Annotated in this window: 20 protein-coding genes and 1 tRNA gene; 15 read left to right on the top strand and 6 right to left on the bottom strand. The window is 48.5% G+C overall.

Features of this window, described 5'->3' with window-relative positions; all coding sequences use genetic code 11:
- Window positions 1-21: 21 nt before the first annotated feature.
- Complete coding sequence (locus tag P0D43_RS14780; protein WP_394672819.1) at window positions 22-1,557, bottom strand: IS3 family transposase; 1,536 nt, start codon at window positions 1,555-1,557, stop codon at window positions 22-24.
- Between the two features lie 299 nt (window positions 1,558-1,856).
- On the opposite strand from P0D43_RS14780, the gene P0D43_RS14775 reads away from it, so the two are divergent.
- From P0D43_RS14775 to P0D43_RS14745, 7 genes are all read left to right on the top strand, one after another.
- Entirely contained in the window at window positions 1,857-2,510 is a 654-nt protein-coding gene (locus P0D43_RS14775; protein WP_394672818.1) for a peroxiredoxin, read from the top strand.
- 242 nt (window positions 2,511-2,752) lie between these two features.
- Entirely contained in the window at window positions 2,753-4,120 is a 1,368-nt protein-coding gene (locus P0D43_RS14770; protein WP_394673737.1) for a cytochrome ubiquinol oxidase subunit I, read from the top strand.
- Complete coding sequence (locus P0D43_RS14765; protein ID WP_394672817.1) at window positions 4,107-5,135, top strand: cytochrome d ubiquinol oxidase subunit II; 1,029 nt, start codon at window positions 4,107-4,109, stop codon at window positions 5,133-5,135. The genes P0D43_RS14770 and P0D43_RS14765 overlap by 14 nt, the downstream gene beginning before the upstream one ends.
- Window positions 5,136-5,153: 18 nt before the next feature.
- Window positions 5,154-6,737 carry a beta-lactamase hydrolase domain-containing protein gene (locus P0D43_RS14760; protein WP_394672816.1) on the top strand — a complete coding sequence of 528 codons (1,584 nt, stop codon included), beginning with the start codon at window positions 5,154-5,156 and terminating at the stop codon, window positions 6,735-6,737.
- On the top strand, window positions 6,734-8,437 hold the full coding sequence (locus P0D43_RS14755; protein WP_394672815.1) for a SulP family inorganic anion transporter: 1,704 nt from the start codon (window positions 6,734-6,736) through the stop codon (window positions 8,435-8,437). The genes P0D43_RS14760 and P0D43_RS14755 overlap by 4 nt, the downstream gene beginning before the upstream one ends.
- 12 nt (window positions 8,438-8,449) lie before the next feature.
- Complete coding sequence (locus P0D43_RS14750) at window positions 8,450-9,352, top strand: MBL fold metallo-hydrolase (RefSeq protein ID WP_394672814.1); 903 nt, start codon at window positions 8,450-8,452, stop codon at window positions 9,350-9,352.
- A gap of 1 nt (window position 9,353) precedes the next feature.
- The gene (locus P0D43_RS14745; RefSeq protein ID WP_394672813.1) at window positions 9,354-9,779 is read left to right on the top strand and encodes a TIGR01244 family sulfur transferase; all 426 of its coding nucleotides are present in this window, start codon (window positions 9,354-9,356) and stop codon (window positions 9,777-9,779) included.
- 99 nt (window positions 9,780-9,878) lie between these two features.
- Here the strand turns inward: P0D43_RS14745 and P0D43_RS14740 are convergent, their stop codons facing one another.
- The 3 genes from P0D43_RS14740 to P0D43_RS14730 all read right to left on the bottom strand — a co-directional run bounded on the left by P0D43_RS14740 (window position 9,879) and on the right by P0D43_RS14730 (window position 11,667).
- Window positions 9,879-10,373 carry a Dps family protein gene (locus tag P0D43_RS14740; protein ID WP_394672812.1) on the bottom strand — a complete coding sequence of 165 codons (495 nt, stop codon included), beginning with the start codon at window positions 10,371-10,373 and terminating at the stop codon, window positions 9,879-9,881.
- A 219-nt stretch (window positions 10,374-10,592) separates the two neighbouring features.
- A complete protein-coding gene (locus P0D43_RS14735) occupies window positions 10,593-11,180 on the bottom strand; it encodes a rhodanese-like domain-containing protein (RefSeq protein ID WP_394672811.1) in 588 nt (195 codons plus the stop codon).
- A gap of 16 nt (window positions 11,181-11,196) precedes the next feature.
- A complete protein-coding gene (locus tag P0D43_RS14730; protein WP_394672810.1) occupies window positions 11,197-11,667 on the bottom strand; it encodes a hypothetical protein in 471 nt (156 codons plus the stop codon).
- A gap of 210 nt (window positions 11,668-11,877) precedes the next feature.
- On the opposite strand from P0D43_RS14730, the gene P0D43_RS14725 reads away from it, so the two are divergent.
- Window positions 11,878-13,200, top strand: a complete 1,323-nt coding sequence (locus tag P0D43_RS14725) for a sigma-54 interaction domain-containing protein (RefSeq protein ID WP_394672809.1) — start codon at window positions 11,878-11,880, stop codon at window positions 13,198-13,200.
- Between the two features lie 114 nt (window positions 13,201-13,314).
- Here the strand turns inward: P0D43_RS14725 and P0D43_RS14720 are convergent, their stop codons facing one another.
- The gene (locus P0D43_RS14720) at window positions 13,315-13,734 is read right to left on the bottom strand and encodes a rhodanese-like domain-containing protein (RefSeq protein ID WP_394672808.1); all 420 of its coding nucleotides are present in this window, start codon (window positions 13,732-13,734) and stop codon (window positions 13,315-13,317) included.
- Between the two features lie 69 nt (window positions 13,735-13,803).
- Here P0D43_RS14720 and P0D43_RS14715 point away from each other — a divergent pair, with 69 nt between their 5' ends.
- The 3 genes from P0D43_RS14715 (at window position 13,804) to P0D43_RS14705 (ending at window position 16,194) form a co-directional block, all read left to right on the top strand.
- The gene (locus P0D43_RS14715) at window positions 13,804-14,592 is read left to right on the top strand and encodes a sterol desaturase family protein (RefSeq protein ID WP_394673736.1); all 789 of its coding nucleotides are present in this window, start codon (window positions 13,804-13,806) and stop codon (window positions 14,590-14,592) included.
- 984 nt (window positions 14,593-15,576) lie between these two features.
- Window positions 15,577-15,652 (top strand) — tRNA-His (locus P0D43_RS14710).
- A gap of 134 nt (window positions 15,653-15,786) precedes the next feature.
- Window positions 15,787-16,194, top strand: coding sequence for an NINE protein (locus P0D43_RS14705; protein ID WP_394672807.1), 408 nt, complete (start codon window positions 15,787-15,789; stop codon window positions 16,192-16,194).
- Window positions 16,195-16,200: 6 nt separating this feature from the next.
- Here P0D43_RS14705 and P0D43_RS14700 read toward each other — a convergent pair whose 3' ends face one another.
- Complete coding sequence (locus P0D43_RS14700) at window positions 16,201-16,701, bottom strand: SRPBCC family protein (protein WP_394672806.1); 501 nt, start codon at window positions 16,699-16,701, stop codon at window positions 16,201-16,203.
- An 87-nt stretch (window positions 16,702-16,788) separates the two neighbouring features.
- Here P0D43_RS14700 and P0D43_RS14695 point away from each other — a divergent pair, with 87 nt between their 5' ends.
- The 4 genes from P0D43_RS14695 (at window position 16,789) to P0D43_RS14680 (ending at window position 19,324) form a co-directional block, all read left to right on the top strand.
- A complete protein-coding gene (locus tag P0D43_RS14695) occupies window positions 16,789-16,959 on the top strand; it encodes a hypothetical protein (RefSeq protein WP_394672805.1) in 171 nt (56 codons plus the stop codon).
- 133 nt (window positions 16,960-17,092) lie between these two features.
- The gene (locus tag P0D43_RS14690) at window positions 17,093-17,458 is read left to right on the top strand and encodes a hypothetical protein (protein WP_394672804.1); all 366 of its coding nucleotides are present in this window, start codon (window positions 17,093-17,095) and stop codon (window positions 17,456-17,458) included.
- Between the two features lie 221 nt (window positions 17,459-17,679).
- Window positions 17,680-17,991 (top strand): hypothetical protein, encoded by a 312-nt coding sequence (locus P0D43_RS14685; RefSeq protein WP_394672803.1) that lies wholly within the window; start codon window positions 17,680-17,682, stop codon window positions 17,989-17,991.
- A gap of 226 nt (window positions 17,992-18,217) precedes the next feature.
- The gene (locus P0D43_RS14680) at window positions 18,218-19,324 is read left to right on the top strand and encodes an OprO/OprP family phosphate-selective porin (RefSeq protein ID WP_394672802.1); all 1,107 of its coding nucleotides are present in this window, start codon (window positions 18,218-18,220) and stop codon (window positions 19,322-19,324) included.
- Window positions 19,325-19,362: the final 38 nt, after the last annotated feature.

The raw sequence follows: 19,362 nt of genomic DNA, 5'->3' as shown, positions 1-19,362 counted from the left end.
CGGACAAAATCTTGGACTTTTTTACGTTAAAAATCCCAGACTTTCACGGTATTCAATCGGGCTAAGGTAGCCCAGTGAGCTTTTGATTCTTTTTTCGTTATACCAGCGAATGTAGGCATCAAGCTTGGCGATGAATTCCTCAACTGAAGTTGAGCGCCAGTCTTTAGGGTAAAACATTTCTGTTTTTAACCTGCCAAAGAAGCCTTCACAAGCCGCATTATCTGGCGAGCAAGCTTTGCGTGACATCGACCTTGTCAGATTGGCTTTTGAGACCCTAGTAAGCCAACCTGGCCATCGATAGTGACCACCTCTATCTGAATGAATGATGGTGTTTTTTGCATCAGTCACAGTCTCAATTGCTGCGTCGAGCATGCCGTTTACAAGCTCTGCGTCAGGACTGGTACTGATGGACCAGCTAATCACCATTCCATCGAAACAATCAATCATCGGCGATAGATACACTTTTCCTGCTGGAATCTGAAATTCCGAAATATCCGTTAGCCACTTTTCGTTTGGAGCGGTCGCAGTAAAATCGCGGTTGATTAGGTTCTCTGGGGCTGGGCTAACCTCACCGACATAGGACGCATATCGACGTTTTTTGGGTCTGGCTGCCTTGAGTCCGCCTTGCTTCATGAGCCGACGTACAACTTTTTCAGAGAGAAACACTCGTTCTCTTCCAAGAGCTGCTTTTAGTCGACGATAACCATATGAATGATGGTTGTCTTCAAACACCTCGGCCAGTGTGTTTCTAACCTCAGCATACTTGTCCCCTACACGGGAAGGTGACCGATGATAAAAATACGAACTGCGCGGCATGTCTAATTTTTTGAGTAACTCAGTCAAGTCATATTCTTCTCTGAGGGCGTCAATCAACATTGTCTTCTCGCTATTGCACAGAATTTGCAGGTCGACGCCCAGGTCTTTTTTTAGCAGTTCGTTGGCCTTCTTCAACAAATCGTGCTCTAGTTTCAAATCGCGAATATCGCGTTGCAGCTCCTGGATTTGCTTCTCTAGTTCGAGCCGATTTGAATCCGCATGGGAACCTTTGTCATGTTTCATGGATGCCGCGTCCTCCTTCCCCAACAACTGTTTTTTCCAGTTGTATAGAGTTACTCGGTCCACGTCCAGCTTTTCTGCCAACACCTGGGCACTTTCATTTCTTGTACAAAGTTCAAAGACAGCCGCCCGTTTGAAAGCCAGCGAAGCGGCCTCCCTGCGAACTTTGCCTACGACTCGTTGTTTCGCTTCGGGATACAGCTCGCAGACCCAGTCAGAAAGCTTCTGGCGTGAAGGGTAGCCCAAAGACCTAATCGTCGCAGCAATACATCGGCCGTTAGCCATGAAATGAGAAACAGCGGTCTTTTTCTGCTCCTCTGAATACTTTGGCTTGGTCCTTTGGTAACGCTTGAGCACATCACCATTTTGCTCAAAATCAACACACCATGCTTTCAAGGCGTTCTTTGTTGGATAACCCAACTGGCGTATGGTCACCTTGCAGTTTTTTCCTGTTCTCAGAAAAAGTTGCACTGCCCTAAGACGTTCTTCGTATGAATACATGGACTACCTCCTAAAGTAGTCCAAGATTTTGTCCGCATCCCCCCCGGGTCAAATTTGGGTGCAAATCAACAAACTAACGACAGAAGCTGCCAATTACTGCCAAATCTGACATAAATGCTGGATTCAATATCACTGAAAATACCCCGTGGGTGACTCTAAGTTATTGATTGAGTTAAAGAAGTGATGTTCTCATATGGCTGGCATGGTTCTTGTTAATTGAAACAATGAGGCGTGTAATTTTAATAGCTTATATTTATTGCGCGTTTGTTCGTTTCTAATCGCTCAACAAGGAGAAAGACATGGGTCTGAGAATCAATGATGTAGTACCTAACCTGGACTTGGTAACTGATCAAGGCAGCTTCAAATTTCACGATTTCATTGGCGATAACTGGACAATTTTGTTTAGCCACCCCAAAGACTTCACACCAGTTTGCACAACCGAATTTGGCGCAGTGGCTCAATTGACTGCCGAATGGGAAAAGCGCAGCACCAAGGTGATTGGCTTGTCTGTAGATGGTGTTGAAGAGCACAAAGAATGGAAGTGCGACATTGAAAAGTTTGCCGGTGCAAAAGCCACTTTCCCGATTATTGCCGATGAAGATTGTGCAGTGTCCAAGGCCTTGGATATGTTGCCAGCAAATGCTTACTTGCCAGATGGCCGCACTGCGGCTGATTCAGCAAGTGTGCGTGTTGTGTTCATTTTTAGTCCGGACAAGAAGCTGCAATTGTCGATGACTTACCCCATGTCTGTGGGCCGTAATTTTGCTGAGGTATTGCGTGCCCTCGATGCGCTGCAGGCAACTTACGGAGTGCCAATCGCAACGCCAGCCAACTGGGTTCATGGTCAGGACGTGATCGTGGCCTTGTCCCTGAACGATGAGCAGGCCAAAGCCAAGTTCGGCAGCATCGATATCAAGTTGCCTTACCTGCGTACAACAAAACAGCCAAGCTAATTCAGTAATCGCTGATTTGTTGAAGTAAGAATGGGAGCCAAGTTATTTGGCTCCCATTTTTTTGGCAGTATGACAAATTTTTGGCAGATTTTGGCAGTTCTAAGGTTGATGGGTTTTTCTGTGTTAATAAAAAAACCTATTAAATATCAGTAGCTTGTCGATTATCTGAAATATGAGTGCAGGCTGGTATTGATCTTGCAAATGACTTGTATGAAATCAAATTTCAAGAGGAAGTACAAGCCATGGAACTGGATCCAGCACTGTTAGCCCGAGCACAATTCGGCGCGAATATCACCTTTCACATTTTGTTTCCAACCATCACCATCGCCTTGGCGTGGATGCTGCTGTTTTTCAAGGTTCGATTCAATTCAACCGGGCAGGCGCATTGGATGGAGGCCTATCAATTCTGGGTCAAAGTGTTCGCATTGACCTTTGCTTTGGGTGTGGTGTCAGGTGTCACCATGAGTTTTCAGTTCGGCACCAATTGGCCTGGATTCATGGAAACAGTTGGCAACGTGGCAGGTCCATTGTTGGCCTATGAAGTACTGACGGCTTTCTTTCTTGAGGCCACATTCCTTGCAGTGATGCTGTTTGGTACAAATCGAGTAAGCCCACGCATGCATACGATTGCGACTTTTCTGGTGGCTGCGGGTACCACTGCTTCGGCATTCTGGATTCTTGCTTTGAATTCGTGGATGCAAACGCCTGCGGGCTTCGAGATGATCGACGGCAAAGCCGTGGTGACCAGTTGGTTTGAAGTGATCTTCAACCCTTCGTTCCCTTATCGCTTGACGCACATGTTGTTGGCTTGTGGCCTGACAGGTGCTTTCCTGATGGCAGGGCTTTCAGCATGGCAGTGGCACAAGGGTATTCGCACCCCTGCCGTGAAAGCAGCGCTGCGAACCGGTGCTACTGTGGCGGCCCTGGTGATCCCAATTCAAATTTTCGTGGGTGATCTGCACGGCTTGAACACACTAGAACATCAGCCCCAGAAAGTAGCGGCCATGGAAGGTGTGTGGGAAACCGAGAAAGGCGCACCGCTGTTGCTGTTTGCAATTCCTGACAATGAAGCGCGGACCAATCATTTTGAAATTGGTATTCCGAACCTGGCTTCGCTGATTTTGACACACAAGGCCGATGGCGAAATCAAAGGGCTGAATGAGTTCGAGGGTGCACACCCACCGGTGTTTCAGGTGTTCTGGGCGTTCCGTGTCATGGTGGGTGTTGGTGTGCTGATGTTGCTGGTTAGCTGGTACGCCGTGTGGCGCATGGCACGTAACAAAAATGCAGAGAAGGCATTGAACAAGCCAGTGTTGTTCTCGTTAATCGCGATGACTTTTTCCGGATGGGTGGCCACAGTGGCTGGCTGGTACGTCACCGAGATTGGTCGGCAGCCATTTCTTGTGCAGGGTATTTTGCGCACTGAAGATGCCATTTCAGCCGTGCCTCCCAACATGATTCTGTCGACATTCATTGGTTACCTGGTGTTGTACGCCGTGTTGTTGGTGGCCTATGTCAGCACCTTGTTTTACCTCGCCAAGAAAGCGGGTAGCAAGCCAGCCCTTAGCCAAACTGTAAACCCTGTAGGTGGCCAATATGTTCACGCCTGAAGCAATGAGTTTTGAGCAGGCACTGCCTGTGATTTTCATGATCCTGATGGGGATCTCCATGCTGGCCTATGTGATTCTTGATGGTTATGACTTGGGTGTGGGAGCCTTGATGGGCTATGCCACACCCGATGAGAAAGACACCATGGTCGCTTCCATTGGACCATTCTGGGATGCCAATGAAACCTGGCTGGTGTTGGGGGTTGGTATTTTGCTAGTGGCCTTTCCGATGGCTCACGGCGTGGTACTTGGCGAGTTGTATCTGCCAGTGACTTTAATGCTGTTCAGCTTGATCATTCGTGGAGTGGCTTTTGACTTCCGTGTGAAGGTACCTGCCGACAAGAAGCACCTGTGGAACAAACTGTTTGTCGCTGGTTCAGTGGGTGCTGCGCTGTCGCAGGGTTACATGCTGGGTAGTTACATCACCGGGTTTCATGACGGCGTTTTGAGTACTGTGTTTGCCATGCTAACCGCGTTGTGCCTGTTGGCAGGTTATGTACTGATGGGCTCCACTTGGTTGCTGATGAAAACGACTGGCGCACTTCAACTGAAAGCCGTGACTTGGGCGCGCAGAAGTTTGTGGTTGGCTGGCGTGGGTATTGCGGCCATTTCACTGGTCACGCCTTTCATTAGCACCCGTATTTTCGAGAAGTGGTTTGCGGTCAATAACTTCTTTTTATTGATGCCTATTCCATTGGCGACACTGGGCTTGTTCTTTATCGCAGATCGTGCGTTGCGTCGCCTGCCAAGCCGCTTGAATTCGGGCAACGAGTACGGCGCATGGGTACCTTTTGCATGTGCGGTCGGTGTGTTCTTCCTGTCGTTTTATGGCTTGGCTTACAGCCTGTTCCCCTACTTGGTATTGGACAAGATCGATGTGTGGCAAGCCGCAAGTCACCATGATTCATTGCTGGTGATCTTCTGGGGCGTGGTGGTGGGTTTGCCTGCAATTCTTGGTTACACGGTGTACGCATACCGAGTGTTCTGGGGCAAGGCGCAGGGCTTGAGTTACAACTAAAAAAGTGGAAGAAGGGATATGAGCAAGCAATTGGATAACGATATTTCCGTGTCAGGCCAGATCAATGAGGCAATGGTCAGACAACTGGCCGGGCAGGGTATTAAGACCATCATCAACAATCGCCCAGATGCGGAGGAAGGCGGTCAGCCTGGAAATGCGGCGCTTCAATCCGTGGCTGAAAGCCTGGGTGTGAAGTGGGTTTATTTGCCACTGATTGCTGGGCAAAAACCAGACCCGGTTCTGGCGCAAAACTACCGCAAAGCCATCGATGAAATGCCAAAGCCAGTGCATGTGTTTTGTCGAACTGGCAGGCGCTCGGAAATGATTCATCAAGCCGCGATGAACCTGCCCTCAAATGGGCAGGGGGTGAAGTCTTTTGATGTTGTGATTGTGGGCGCAGGTACAGCGGGCATTTCGGTGGCCACCAGTCTGTTAAAGCGAGACGCAGATCTTGATATTGTGCTGATCGATCCTTCTTCCACACACGATTATCAAGCCGCCTGGACATTGGTGGGGGCTGGCGAATATGCGCAGAAAGCCACCCGAAAACCGTTGGCTGAACTGATTCCGAAGGGTGTGAAGTGGATTGCCAAAGCGGTTACAGGGTTCTTGCCCGGTGAGAACAAGGTTGCTTTAGAAGACGGCAGCACGGTGGGCTATGACCAGTTGGTGGTGTGCCCTGGTTTGAAGCTGAATTGGGCCGCGATTGAAGGGCTGCCAGAAGCGCTTGGCAAAAATGGTGTGACATCGAATTATCGATATGACTTGGCACCATACACTTGGGAGTTAGTGCAAAAAATGCGCGGTGGGCGTGCCTTGTTCACCCAACCCGCAATGCCGATTAAATGTGCCGGTGCCCCGCAAAAAGCCATGTACCTGAGTTGCAGTAACTGGGAAGAAAAGGGTGTGCTGAACAATATTGAAGTTGAAATGTACAACGCGGGTGGCGTGGTGTTCGGCGTGCCAACATTCGTTCCACCTTTGATGGAATACATCAAGCGTTACAACGCCAAATTGAATTTCATGCACAACCTGGTGAAAGTAGATGGCCCAGGCAAAACCGCAACTTTTGAAGTGACCGCAGCCGACGGCAGCAAAGCCTTGGTTGAGCGCAAGTTCGATATGATCCATGTGGTGCCACCCCAAGTGGCTCCTGACTTTGTAGCCAATAGCCCCTTGGCCAATTCCGCAGGTTGGGTAGATGTAAACCAACACACGATGCAGCACGTGAAATTCGCCAACGTGTTCAGTCTGGGTGATGCGGGTTCCATGCCAAACGCAAAAACCACCGCTGCCATTCGTAAACAGGCTCCCATTGTTGCCAACAATATTGTGCGCATGCGCAAAGGCTTGAATCCATTGGGTGAGTACGATGGTTACGGTGCTTGCCCGCTAACTGTAGAGAAAGGCAAGGTGGTGTTGGCCGAGTTTTCTTATGGCGGCAAATTGGCCCCGACCTTCCCCTTAAACCCAGCAGTGCCACGGCGATTGAACTGGGTGTTGAAAAAGCATGTGTTCCCTGCGCTGTACTGGTTTGGCGCGTTGAAGGGCCATGAGTGGCTGACAAAATGTGCAACCCAAGCTGACAAGGCGAAGGCATGAAATTAAGCACCTGGTTTGGCTGCAGCAGTTGGCTGCCCCAATACAACCGCGAATGGCTCGCCAGCGATTTGGTGGCCGCTGTGGTGGTCACCATCATGTTGATTCCGCAAAGCCTGGCCTATGCCTTATTGGCAGGTTTGCCTGCACAGGTGGGTTTGTACGCCAGCATGGCACCACTGTTGGCGTATGCCGTTTTTGGTAGCAGCAGGGCCATGGCTGTAGGGCCTGTTGCAGTGGCATCTTTGATGTCAGCTGCTGCGGCTGGCCAATTCGCACAAGGCAATATGGAATTGTTCTATCAAGCCTCAGTGGTGCTGGCCTTCATTGGGGGCGGGGTGTTGATCGCGTTGGGCCTGTTGCGGGCAGGCTTTGTGGCAAACCTGCTCAGCCACCCCGTGGTGGGCGGTTTCGTGTCCGCATCCGCGTTGTTAATCGCGGTGGGCCAGTTGGGCTCTGTACTTGGGGTAAGTGCCAAAGGCGAAACATTTTTTCAAACCGTGATGGCATTGCTGAAGAATTTTGCGCAGTTTGATGTGGCCACAGCCTTGATCGGCGCGCTTGCCTTGCTTTGGTTGTGGGCTGCAAGAAAGTGGGGAAAAAATGTTCTGAAAGGATTTGGCTTGAAAGGCCTGACGCTGGAAATTGTTTTCCGCGCAGCACCAGTGCTTGCAATTGTGATGAGCATTGTGGCGGTGTCTTTGTTGCAATTGAGTAGCGTACGGACCGTGGGTGCTATTCCTACTGATCTGCCAGGATTATTTTTTCCTTCGCTTGAATTTAGCCGTTGGGCAGATTTGTTCGTGCCTGCCGTGCTGATTGCTTTGGTGGGTTTCGTGGAAACCGTATCTGTTGGACATGCCTTGGCAGCCAAGCGAAAACAGCGCATTGATCCCAATCAGGAACTATTGGGTTTGGGTGCAGCCAACATAGCTTCCGGTGTGTTTGGTGGTTACAGCGTAACGGGCGGTTTTTCAAGGTCAGTTGTGAATTTTGACGCCGGCGCACAAACTCCAATGGCTGGTGTATTCACCGCGGGTGGCATTCTGCTGGCTACATTATTCCTAACCCCACTGCTGACCAATTTGCCGCATGCGACATTGGCTGCAACCATCATCATCGCCGTTCTTGGTTTGATTGATTGGCACTTGCCTGGCATGTTGTGGCGTTACTCCAAGCGTGACTTCTTGGCTTACTTGCTGACCGTGATTGTTGTGCTTGTTGCGGGCGTGGAAGCGGGCATTATTGCGGGCGTGGTGTTTTCAATACTGGCTTTGCTGGCAGCAATCAGCAAGCCACACATGGCTGTGGTTGGTCAGGTACCTGGCACTGAGCACTTTCGCAACGAGAAGCGCCACAAAGTGACGATGGTAGATGGGGTTGTTTCTGTGCGTGTGGATGAAAGCTTGTACTTTCCTAATGCGAGATGGCTTGAAGATGCACTGCTTGAAGTGGCGACTCAAAAGCCTGAGACCAAAGCCATGGTTCTTCAATGCAATGCGATCAACCACATTGATGCCAGCGCATTGGAGTCGCTGGAAAAAATCGATGAGAACCTTCAGGCCATGGGCATCACTTTGTATTTATCCGAGGTGAAAGGGCCTGTGCAGGACCAGCTTTTAAATTCGCATTGGTACGCAACTATCCAAAATCGAATCGGCTTGACTCATCTGGAAACAGTTGAGAGGGCCAAAGTTAGTTAAAGGAGTTAGAAAATGAACCAACAAAGCAGTATTCAATTCAAAGTGGACATGAGCCAGCAGCCTGAGGTGGTCCATTTTTTTGATGAACAAAGCAGCACCTTCAGTTACGTGGTGAAGGACCCACACAGCAATTCATGCGCGATCATTGATTCAGTACTGGACATTGACTATGCTGCTGGTCGTTTGTCGTATCAGGGCGCGGACGAGATTATTGATTACGTTCGCCAGCATGATCTGAAAGTTGAATGGATCATCGAGACCCATGTGCATGCGGATCACCTGTCAGCAGCGCCTTACATCAAAGAGCGCGTAGGTGGCCTGATCGGCATCGGTGAGAACATCAATGTCGTGCAAGATACCTTTGGCAAGGTGTTCAATGAAGGCACAGAATTTCAACGCGATGGTTCACAGTTTGACCGTTTGTTCTGCGACGGCGATTCTTACCAAATCGGTTCGCTAATAGGCCATGCCATGCACACACCTGGCCATACACCGGCTTGCATGACCCATGTAATTGGAAACTCGGCTTTCGTGGGCGACACCATTTTTATGCCCGACTCGGGCTCTGCTCGCGCAGACTTCCCGGGCGGCGATGCACGCACGCTTTACCGGTCCATTCACCGCTTGCTCAGCCTTCCTGAAGAGGTTGTGCTGTACATGTGCCATGACTATGCACCCAATGGCCGAGAGTTGAGGCACGTGAGCACTGTGGGTGAGCAGCGTCGCCAGAATATTCACGTGGCCGATGCGATCAGTGAAGACGAATACGTAAAAATGCGGGAAACCCGCGATGCAACGCTTGCAATGCCCAAGCTGATCATTCTTTCCATCCAAGTGAATATGAAGGCAGGGCATTTGCCTGAGCCTGAAAGCAATGGTCAGCGCTATTTGAAGGTACCCATCAATGGACTCTAATATGGAAATTAATGCGATGCATGTGAAGAGTTTGACAGATGGGTATTCTTGCTCGGCTCAAATATCCAAAGACGAGTTGAAGCATCTTCAAGCGCTGGGCGTTAAATCAGTGATTTGTTTCAGGCCCGACGGAGAACACCCGGAGCAGCCAGAATTTGACGATCTAACCCGTGAGGCTTCTGAGTTGGGATTGGTGTGTTACTACCTGCCTTATGATGTGGCGCAGGTGTCTTCGGAATTGATGCAGCAGATGCATCGCATCATTGAAGAAGCGCCCAAGCCAGCACATGCATTTTGTAAAACTGGCCGTAGGGCAGCACTGCCACTGGCTTTTTCAAAATTAAAAAATGGTGAAAGTGTTGAGTCGGTGGTCAACGAGTTCAAGGCGCACGGCTTTGATGTTGAGGTTTTGAAAAATCACTTGTAAAAAAACGTCAGCCCCACTTGGGCTGACGTCAAAGAAACGCGGCAAACAGCTTGCCGCTCTCGGGGTAGTTACTCTTCTTGAATTCTCCCCAAGCGAAGATTATTCCTCAAGCATGCTTCGCAACATCCACGCAGTTTTTTCATGAATGTCAATCCGCTGCGTTAGCACGTCAGCGGTCGGTTGATCGTTGGCTTCATTAACAACAGGGAACAACTTTCTGGCTGTTCTGGCTGTTGCCTCTTGAGCTGCGACCAAGTGCTTAATCATTTCAGTTGCCTTAGGAACTCCTTCTACTTCCTTAATTGATGCGAGTTTCACAAACTCCTTGTAGGTACCGGGTGCTGGAAAGCCTAGAGAACGGATGCGTTCAGCGATCAGGTCGAGAGCGGTCCATTGCTCGGTGTACTGCGTCATGAACATGTTGTGCAGGCTATTAAATTGCGGGCCGGTAACGTTCCAATGAAAATTGTGTGTCATCAGATAGAGCGTGTAACTGTCTGCGAGCAGAGCTGACAGACCTTCCACAATTTTTTTTCGATCTGACTCAGAGATTCCAACATCCATGGCGATTGGTTTGGATTTTTTTTCTTTCATGATGATTCCCTACATTGATGTGTAAAAGACCAATATTCATAATGCTAATTTGATTTTAAGGCGATCAGTTATTCTCAGCAAAATGAGGTGAAGCTCCTTTTCAAAAACATTTCGGAGTCTGAATTCAAAGTTGAGTGATTCACACCTGAAAAAAACGTCAGCTCATCATGAGCTGACGTCAAAGAAATGCGGCAAACAGCTTGCCGCTTTCGGGGTTCCTTACTTGGATCGATAAATTGTGTCTGGGTTCATTTTGCTGCTCCAGGGCAGTCCACTGTTTAGCCATCCATTAATCAAGTGTTGACCTTTTTGTGGCCCGTCTTTCAACGTTTCGCCCTGAAACCCATGGTCTACGTAATAGGCGTTGGGAAAGCCGTTTTTCATCAAAAACTCTGCGCTTGGTAAACCGCGTGAGCTACCCGTACGGCACATCGTGATGATGGTCGCGTTTCGGTCTAATCCACGTTTCTCCAGCTCTGCCTGAATTTCTTTGACGAAGTTCGCGTTCTGTTTCATGGCGAACGCACCAGATTTGGCGTTCCATTCGGTGCGATCAGCAAACATGAATGGAATGTTCACGTGGGTTGCTGGCGCACTGCCGATGAACATGATTTCGATCGGATCGCGTACATCAACAAACAGCACACCAGGATCGTTCAGCACCATCTCAAATGTTTTGTGCGGTGTGAGAGAGCGAGGCTTGATCTCTTGGGCGAAGCTTAGCGTGGCTGCGCTCAGGCCGAGGGCTATCAAGGCGATCACCACCAAGTCGCGGAAAAATTGACGTTTTTTGATTTGATAGGCCATTTTGAAGCTCCTTGGTTTAGTTTGAAATTACTTTTGTTTCCTGCTGCCCCATCATGGCAGCCATTTCAGGGGGCGAAGCCACGGTGACCCCCTCACGAAGATCTTCCTTACTGGCGTCTTTGTTCGGCAGGTAAAGTGCGCAGACTTTCACCTGCGCGCCGCCTTTGATCAAGTTCATCATCAAGCCTTCTGGCGTTGCTCCCATGGGTTTAAGAGGTTCACTTGTTGTGCTCTTCAACGCCAAGTCGCCTGCCTTGTCGCAGAGCAAAACATTAACCTGTGTGCCTTGCTTGGCCATGGCATTGGCCAACACCATGCTCATGCCTTGGGTTTGCAAAGAGTCGCTGGTCAAAATAAACAGTGCTTTTTCAGTTTTGGCGCCGCTTGTTTGTGCAAAAGCGCCAAGGCTGATGCCGGCAAGGCCAATCAGACCAACTCCAATGGCAATTCGTCCAGCTTTGTCAAATCTACCCACATTCGATCTCATGTCAATCTCCCGGAAAATATACTGTTGTTATCTCTATATCAAGAAACATGCCTGATTGCTCATATTTAAATTAATCGAGATAAAACAGATGCTTATGGGGGATGTTGAGTTTACATATGCTTGCGGAAGCATAGTTTTGATTCATAAAGCCTGCCATTGGCAGCGTTTTTGGCAGTAAGATGACAGAGTCGCGATTGCAGGTATTCACCGTTGAAAGAAAGTATTCAAACCCTCTTGTCGTATCTGGAAATTGATTCCGAGCCCTCGATTGTTTTAGATCTCGATTACACAATTCTGGGTGCCAACAGCGCCTATCTTCGAGCGTATGGGAACCCTGCAGAAGATATCCCAGTGGGAAAAAAATGTTTTCAGGTCTCCCACCACTACGACAAGCCCTGTGATTTGTCGGGTGAGCAATGTCCGATGAATACTGCGAAGAAAACCAAAGCGCCAGCCAAGCTTTTGCATATTCATTACACGCCACGTGGCCAAGAACACGTGGATGTGGAGTTGCGCCCGATATTGAACGACTCGCGTGAAGTAGTCGGCTACGTGGAACGAATCAATACGATTAAGTCTGCTTCAGTGCAGGCAACTGGAAGCGGGTTGGTTGGATCTTCCCCGGTGTTTAACAAGGCGCTATCCGATTTATCGCGTGTGGCCAAAACTGATTTGCCTGTGCTGCTACAAGGTGAAAGTGGTACTGGCAAGGAGTTGTTTGCGCGCGCTGTGCATGATGGAAGCCCCAGAAAAAATGCGCCGTTTGTGGTGGTGGATTGCACAGGGTTGGCAGATACCTTGTTTGAAAGTGAGCTATTCGGCTATGAAAAGGGAGCATTCACTGGCGCGCAGCAGGCCAAAGCCGGGCTGATTGAAACTGCAAAAGGCGGGACTGTTTTTCTGGATGAAATCGGTGACGTGCCGTTGACCATGCAAGTAAAGCTGTTGCGCTTATTGGAATCTGGAACCTTTCGTCGCGTTGGGGGCCTGGAAACAAAGAATTCTGACTTTCGACTGGTGGCTGCCACACACAAACCACTTCAAAAAATGGTGGATGAGGGAAAGTTTAGGGCTGACCTTTTTTATCGTATCTGTGCATTCCCAATTGAACTACCTGCCTTGCGAAATCGAAAAGACGACATTCCAAAGTTGGTTCATTCCTTGCTGCGTCGGGGATCTGGACCGTTGGGGATTCAATATGTTGTGAGTGAGAAAGCCATGCATGCCCTGATGGGGTTTTCATGGCCTGGCAACATCCGACAACTTAAAAACGTTCTGGATCGCGCACGTGTATTCGCCGATGATGGGCGAATTGAATTGGAGCATTTGCCAGAGGAGTTGCTGCGCCCTAGTCAGGCTTATGAAACTGTTGAAGCAGGTACATCCAGGCCGAAATCTAAAAAGCTCACAGTTGACGAGTTGCGTGAGATTGAAAACAACTTCAATGGTTCTCGGCGAGAGCTTGCTGAGTTTTTGGGCATGAGCGAAAGAACGTTATACCGAAAGCTTGGTAGCGACAGAGAGACGGGCTAGGTTGAACGGCTAGTTTTAAAAAAATTAAACAAGGTGCAAGTTACTGTTCTGGCAGTAGCAGGTGGAGATTATCGTTGTCTCTACCTTATTAGGTGCGCTTGTGTTTAAGCGTTTCTAATTCTGAGCCGCTTTCCAGCCCTCAAAGCCGTCCTGAAGAATCAAAACGTTCTCATATCCCAGCAGCCGTAGCGCAAACCCACCCTGTGCTGACAGGGAGCCTGTATTGCAGTAAATGAGCACCGGTTTGTCCTTCGGAATCTCCGAACGTCTGCTGACTACTTGTCTCCATTCGATGTTGGTCGCACCAGGAATTCGCTCCTTCTCAAACTGTCCGGCATCCCTTGCGTCAATAATAAAGAACTTGGCCAAGTCTTCTTCAGGTATTTGCTTGGGTTGGATTGTGCCCCCGCTGTATTCAACAAACTCCAGGTAGCCGTTCAGGCCATCGACCAACTCACCGTTGTCTTGCGCGTTGACTGCTGGCATACCAATTACAAGGACGGCGCTTACAATGATTGCTGAGAGCTTATTCAAGATGTCTCCTGATGTGGACGCGCGATGTTGTTCGCTATATGATTAAGTAATCATACATGAGGTTTTGTGATGTCCGAAGCAGTAGTTCGATTGTTATCATTTGGCGCAATATTCGTTGTTGTGGGCTTTCTTGAGTGGAAGTACCCCTTCCGAACGCTTTCGCATAGAAAAGGCTTTCGCTGGTTAAACAATTTCGGAGTCTTGGTGGTGGACTCAATCGCCGTTCGGCTTCTTCTACCCATTCTTGCCGTGGGCGTGGCGGAGCATGTTTACTCCCAGCAATCAGGGTTGTTTGGCTTGCTTGAGCTGCCTTTGTGGTTCGCAGCCCCTCTGGGCTTCCTGCTGCTTGACTTGGCCATCTATGCCCAACACTGGGCTTCTCACAATGTGCCCCTTTTATGGCGGTTGCATCGCATGCACCATGCGGACCTGGACTTTGATATGTCTACAGCCCTGCGGTTTCATCCGATTGAAATCGTAGGCTCCATGATTTACAAAATTGCCGTTGTTTGGGCCTTGGGTATTCACCCAATGGTTGTCTTGGTTTTTGAGGTGATTCTCAACGGTACGGCGCTGTTCAATCACGCCAACTTCTCTATACCGGCCAAGGCCGAGAGGGTGCTTAGATGGTTTGTGGTCACTCCAGACATGCACCGTGTGCACCACTCTATTCGCCCAGAGGAGACCAATTCAAACTATGGATTCAATTTCCCGTGGTGGGACCGACTGTTTGGCACTTATGTGACAAAACCGAAAGACAACGCCCAAACGATGCCAATCGGCATTGAGTTATTTAGGCAAGAGGGTGATTCCAGTCTTCCAAAAATGCTGATTCAGCCGTTTGTTTCGGGGCGCTGAGACCGACTTTTTCTAATTCCGCAATCATTTAATAGTCGGATGACTAATGAAGGAGAGCGTGATTTATTGCGGCAGTTCCTACTTGATCTGAAATTGTCCGTTTGTTCTGTACGGATTCATCCAGAGCAGATTAGAGCAGTTTCAAATATATCAATGGCTTGGTTTTTTCATGATCTAAATCAATTTCTTTAGGAAACCTTAATTTTGAGGCTTACCTTCTGCATCGACATTATTCACACCCGGATTGCAACTCAAGTGAACTCCCATCCAATACTCGCAAGTAACTTTGCTTCGCGCCAATCTCGATCCCGAAATCTCGGCAATACCTTGGTGAGATTCCTGTTTGCAGGATTACCTTTGTCCACTCATGATGACTGTCGTCTATTCACAAATATTAGCCGGGAGTTGTCCAAGATGGGCGGGGTAGTCCAGTGCTAGATGCTCTAGGTGATGGAAATTTTTTAGTGGTAAAAAAATTGATAGGAAAATCTAAGCAATTTGCGGGTATTGAAAAGATCAATTGCTGCGGTGCAAGTTGATCAAATGATGAAGTTGGACTTGCAAATATTTACGCCCGGGCAGTTTATGACGAGTCATTTTGAGGATCGAGGTTTGTCTAAATTGGTTAACCTTTTTGGGGTATGCTTAGACTCGAAGCAAATAGACTATACCGGTTATAAGATCAGCAAACTTAGTCTAATAGGCTGATACCTAGTCCTCGTTTAGCCGCAGTTCTAGTTGAACCGATGCTCAGATTAGAACGTTTTTGGATGTTCATCCGGTTTGAGTTACCAGTGCTATGTTGATGTTAAACGACATTATTGGCATGGATCACAAGAGTTACAACCTCGCTGAGAGCACGCATTTACGCCATTTGGTAACTAACTGTGTAGTTTTCTACACAGTTACGTGTACCAAACTTCTAAGGGGTCGGGGGTTCGAACCCCTCCGGGCAGGCCAAGAATTTAGTACCGGTTTACGGTGGCGGTGTTAGCTCAGTTGGTAGAGCAATGGATTGTGATTCCATGGGTCGTGGGTTCGAGCCCCATACATCGCCCCAAATAAAACAAGGACTTAGCGTGAGTGATCCGCTAGGTCCTTTTTGTTTTAGCCTCATAGAACCAGACCATGTTCAATGTAGAAACCCACGTACTGTGGTATTTTGGGTTCTATCTTTTTGAGAACCAAGGTCGAATGAATCAGCACACCAACAGCCACAGCATCGTAATCGGTTACATCCTCTGGATTTTTGGATTCATGGGAGCACACCGTTTTTATTATGGTCGCCCCATATCCGGCATCATCTGGTTTTTCACCTTGGGCTTGTTCCTGATCGGCTGGATCGTGGATTTGTTCTTGATTCCAGGCATGGACAAAAGCGCCGATCGCCGTTTTTTAACGGGTCCGATCAACTACAACATTGCGTGGGTGCTGCTGACATTCTTGGGCGTGTTTGGCATTCATCGCTTTTATCAGCGCAAATGGATCACAGGTTTGATTTACCTGCTTACAGTGGGTTTGTTTGGTATTGGCGTTATTTATGACTGGTGCACATTGAACGACCAAATCGATGAGCTGCACCGTGATGGTCGTTTGAATTAAGCCGGTTTATTTGACGGTGCCGAAATGTTTCTCAGTGTCGCGAATGAATCCATCAAACAGCGTTAGTTTGGCGACAGGGCTGATTAGCTTCAGGGGTAGGCCCAGCCCCAAGCGCCCTGCCATGGCAAATTTCCAGACAAATTCGCATCCTTGTTCCGCGGGCGTTACTTCGTACAATTCTGCAAATTGTTTGAATGCCGGTGCGTTCGCCTGTTCTACATAGAACGCGTGTTGACGAGCGGTTTCGTCCCAGATAAAAAAACGCTCTTTCAACTTGATCGTATTGAAGTTCGCTCCAACTTCGCGCGTGGTGCCCACACGAAAAGGACGTTCACTGGTGTAGCGCCCATCGAGCGCTTTGCACCAAGCGAGAGGTTGGTCGGCCACCAAGCCTGCCCACACTTCCTCGGCGCTGGCATTCAGGTGCATTGAATAGGCAAACTGAATTGGTGCGGTATCGAAAAACGATTCGTCTGTCACTTTGTCCAGGTCGAACCAAATGGCCATGCTGTTTCTCCTTGTTAAGTTGGTTTGTTTTATCATTAATTTAGTGTGGTGGCAGTGTAGGCAGCAAAAATGGCGAAGCGAAGTTCGATGAAGCAGGTCGTAAGCCCAGACCAGTTGACGAATCTGGATGAACTGGTGGTCGACAAACGCTATGGAAAAAGGGCGAAGGCCAAGAAAGCGCGTCGAAATCGTCATTACGAAAAACAGTTTCTGCGCAATGCGGTGACCAGCGGAATTCTTTCCGACGAAGTTTCCTGAGTTTTCCATTCATCTAATGTTCATCTTCCTGTGACGACTTGTTCATAGAAACGCGTGGTTTAGGTTAAGGCGCGGCGCTCAAACTGATGTTCATGCAGCGAGTTTGCTGCACTCAACCCACAGGAGAGAAATCATGAAAAAGTTTGTCGCATTTACCCTTGCCCTAGGTTTGAGCAGCGCAGTGATGGCAAGCGATTTGTTTTACGGCGATGGTACTTACCATGTTGTGAAAGAAAGCAAGCCTTCCAGTCTGACCCGTGCCGAAGTGGTTTCTAAGACAAATAGCACCGACCTGGCCAACGCTTTGGATGCCTCTGTATCACCCTCGACCCCAGCCAATCCAATGCTGAGCCGTGCCGAGGTGATTCGCAAGATGGAAGGTTTTCAGTACGCAGATTTTGGTGATGCAACCAACCCGACTCCTTGGGTGAAGATGCGCGATGACAACAGCAATTTGGCTCAGGACGGCAGCAACGAATCTGCCTCCTCAACCAACTAACTGACGATTCCTGTTTCTTCGTTGTTACCCTCATCGGGCTTTTTAATAGCCCTTTACATGGCCCGAGCAATCGGGCCTTTTTTTACAGTTCATCAAACGTTCATATTTCCTGGCACAGATGTTCATCTTGTGAAGCAGTTTAGGTTAAGGCGCGGCGATCAAACTGGTTTTGAAGCAAGCAGATTGGACTAATTCATCAAAACCCTTTTAGGAGAAATACCATGAAAAAAATGATCGTTCTTTCACTAGTAATGGGTCTGAGCGGAAATGCTTTGGCTGAGAGTGATTTGTTCCTTGGCGATGGTACCAATCATGTTCGCATGGACAATACGCCGTCGACCTTGACTCGAGCTGAGGTACTTTCCAAAACAGACAGCAGCAATATCGCCAATTTTCTGGACGGAACTGTTGCGCCTAGCTACAAACCTAGTTCAACGCTCACTCGAGCAGATGTGATTCGAACAATGGAAGGTTACCGATATGTGGAGTTTGGTGATGGAACCAGTCTTGAACCTTGGGAGAAAATTAAGTAACAGTCAGAGTATTTCTCATTTGAAATTGGGCGTTTATGTGCCCACAAAAAAGCCTGAGTATTCAGGCTTTTTTTTCGTAAAAATATCTTAAATTACAATTCTGTGTCTAGTCAAAATTCATTCATTTTGCGTTCATCAACGTGGATGAATAACTTCATGTGATTTTCAATACCGGTTCATCTCGGCAACCAACAATGGGGCTCCACATAAAACCAAGGAGTGCCCAATGAAAATCAGTTCTTGTTCCGTGTTGGCTTTGCTAATGCTTGGCGCAATCTCGATCAACGTCCAGGCAGGCCAGGTTCGAACCGATGGTCAGGACATCATACTTTCTACCAAAGGTGGTTTGAAACTTGAAACGGAAGACAAAAGTGCAGGCTTTCAAATTGGTGGCCGGCTGCACTGGGATTACACTCAGGATGAGTCAGATACCGTAGCCAATGGCAACCAGACACTTGAAGATTTCGATGCACGTCGAGCGCGAATTGCATTGCGCGGGTATGTGAATGATTTTGAATACAAGGCGGAGTTCAATATTGCTGAATCGGGTAGTGGTGGCAGTGTTGAAGACTTGTATGTGAAATACAAAGGTTTTGGTGATATGGCCAATCTAACCATTGGTAAACAGCGTGTGCCTTTGGGTTTGGAAGTATTGACCAGTTCAAATGATATTTCTTTGCTTGAGCGGTCAGCCATGACCGAACGTTATACCTTGGAGCGGTCGGCGGGGATCAAGTTGAGCGGACGCGGGTTGGATAAACGATTTACCTACGGTGTGGGTCTATTCGAAGCCGATGGCAACGGCACAAATGACTTCCAGGAGCAGGCTTTGGCTGGGCGGGTTACATTCGCACCGATCATGACCAAAACCAGTTTGCTGCATTTGGGTGTAGGTTATCAAAATGTGGGTGCAACCGATCCATTGGAAGAAGCCGACAACATGAATGTGGAGGTGGCCGGTGCCTTTGGTCCTTTACATGCACAGGCTGAGTATTTCGATTCGGATGTTGGCCCACAAAACTTCAGTGGTTACTACGCGCAAGTGGGATATGTCCTAAATGGCGGCGGCTCTCGCCCCTACAGCGATGGCATCTTTAAGCGGGTCAAAGCTTTACCTGGTGGCACATGGGAAGTGGTTGCTCGTTATGAGGACGGTGATGGTCGTTTCAGTGACATTGGGTTGGGGGCCATTGACGCTGAGCAAACCACGTTGGGTGTGAACTATTACATGAACGATTCCGTAAAAATCGGTATGAGTTATATGGATGGTGACAGTAACACCAACAGCGACACCGGCAATGAATTGCGTATGCGCTTGCAGTTCACCTATTAACTGCAAAGTGCAAGATGAACACCAGATTAAATACTCAA

It is taken from the genome of Limnobacter sp. (genome assembly GCF_043511195.1).
Lineage (GTDB): Bacteria > Pseudomonadota > Gammaproteobacteria > Burkholderiales > Burkholderiaceae_B > Limnobacter.
Note: the sequence above shows the minus strand (reverse complement) of the source record. Positions and strands in the feature narration are given on the sequence as shown.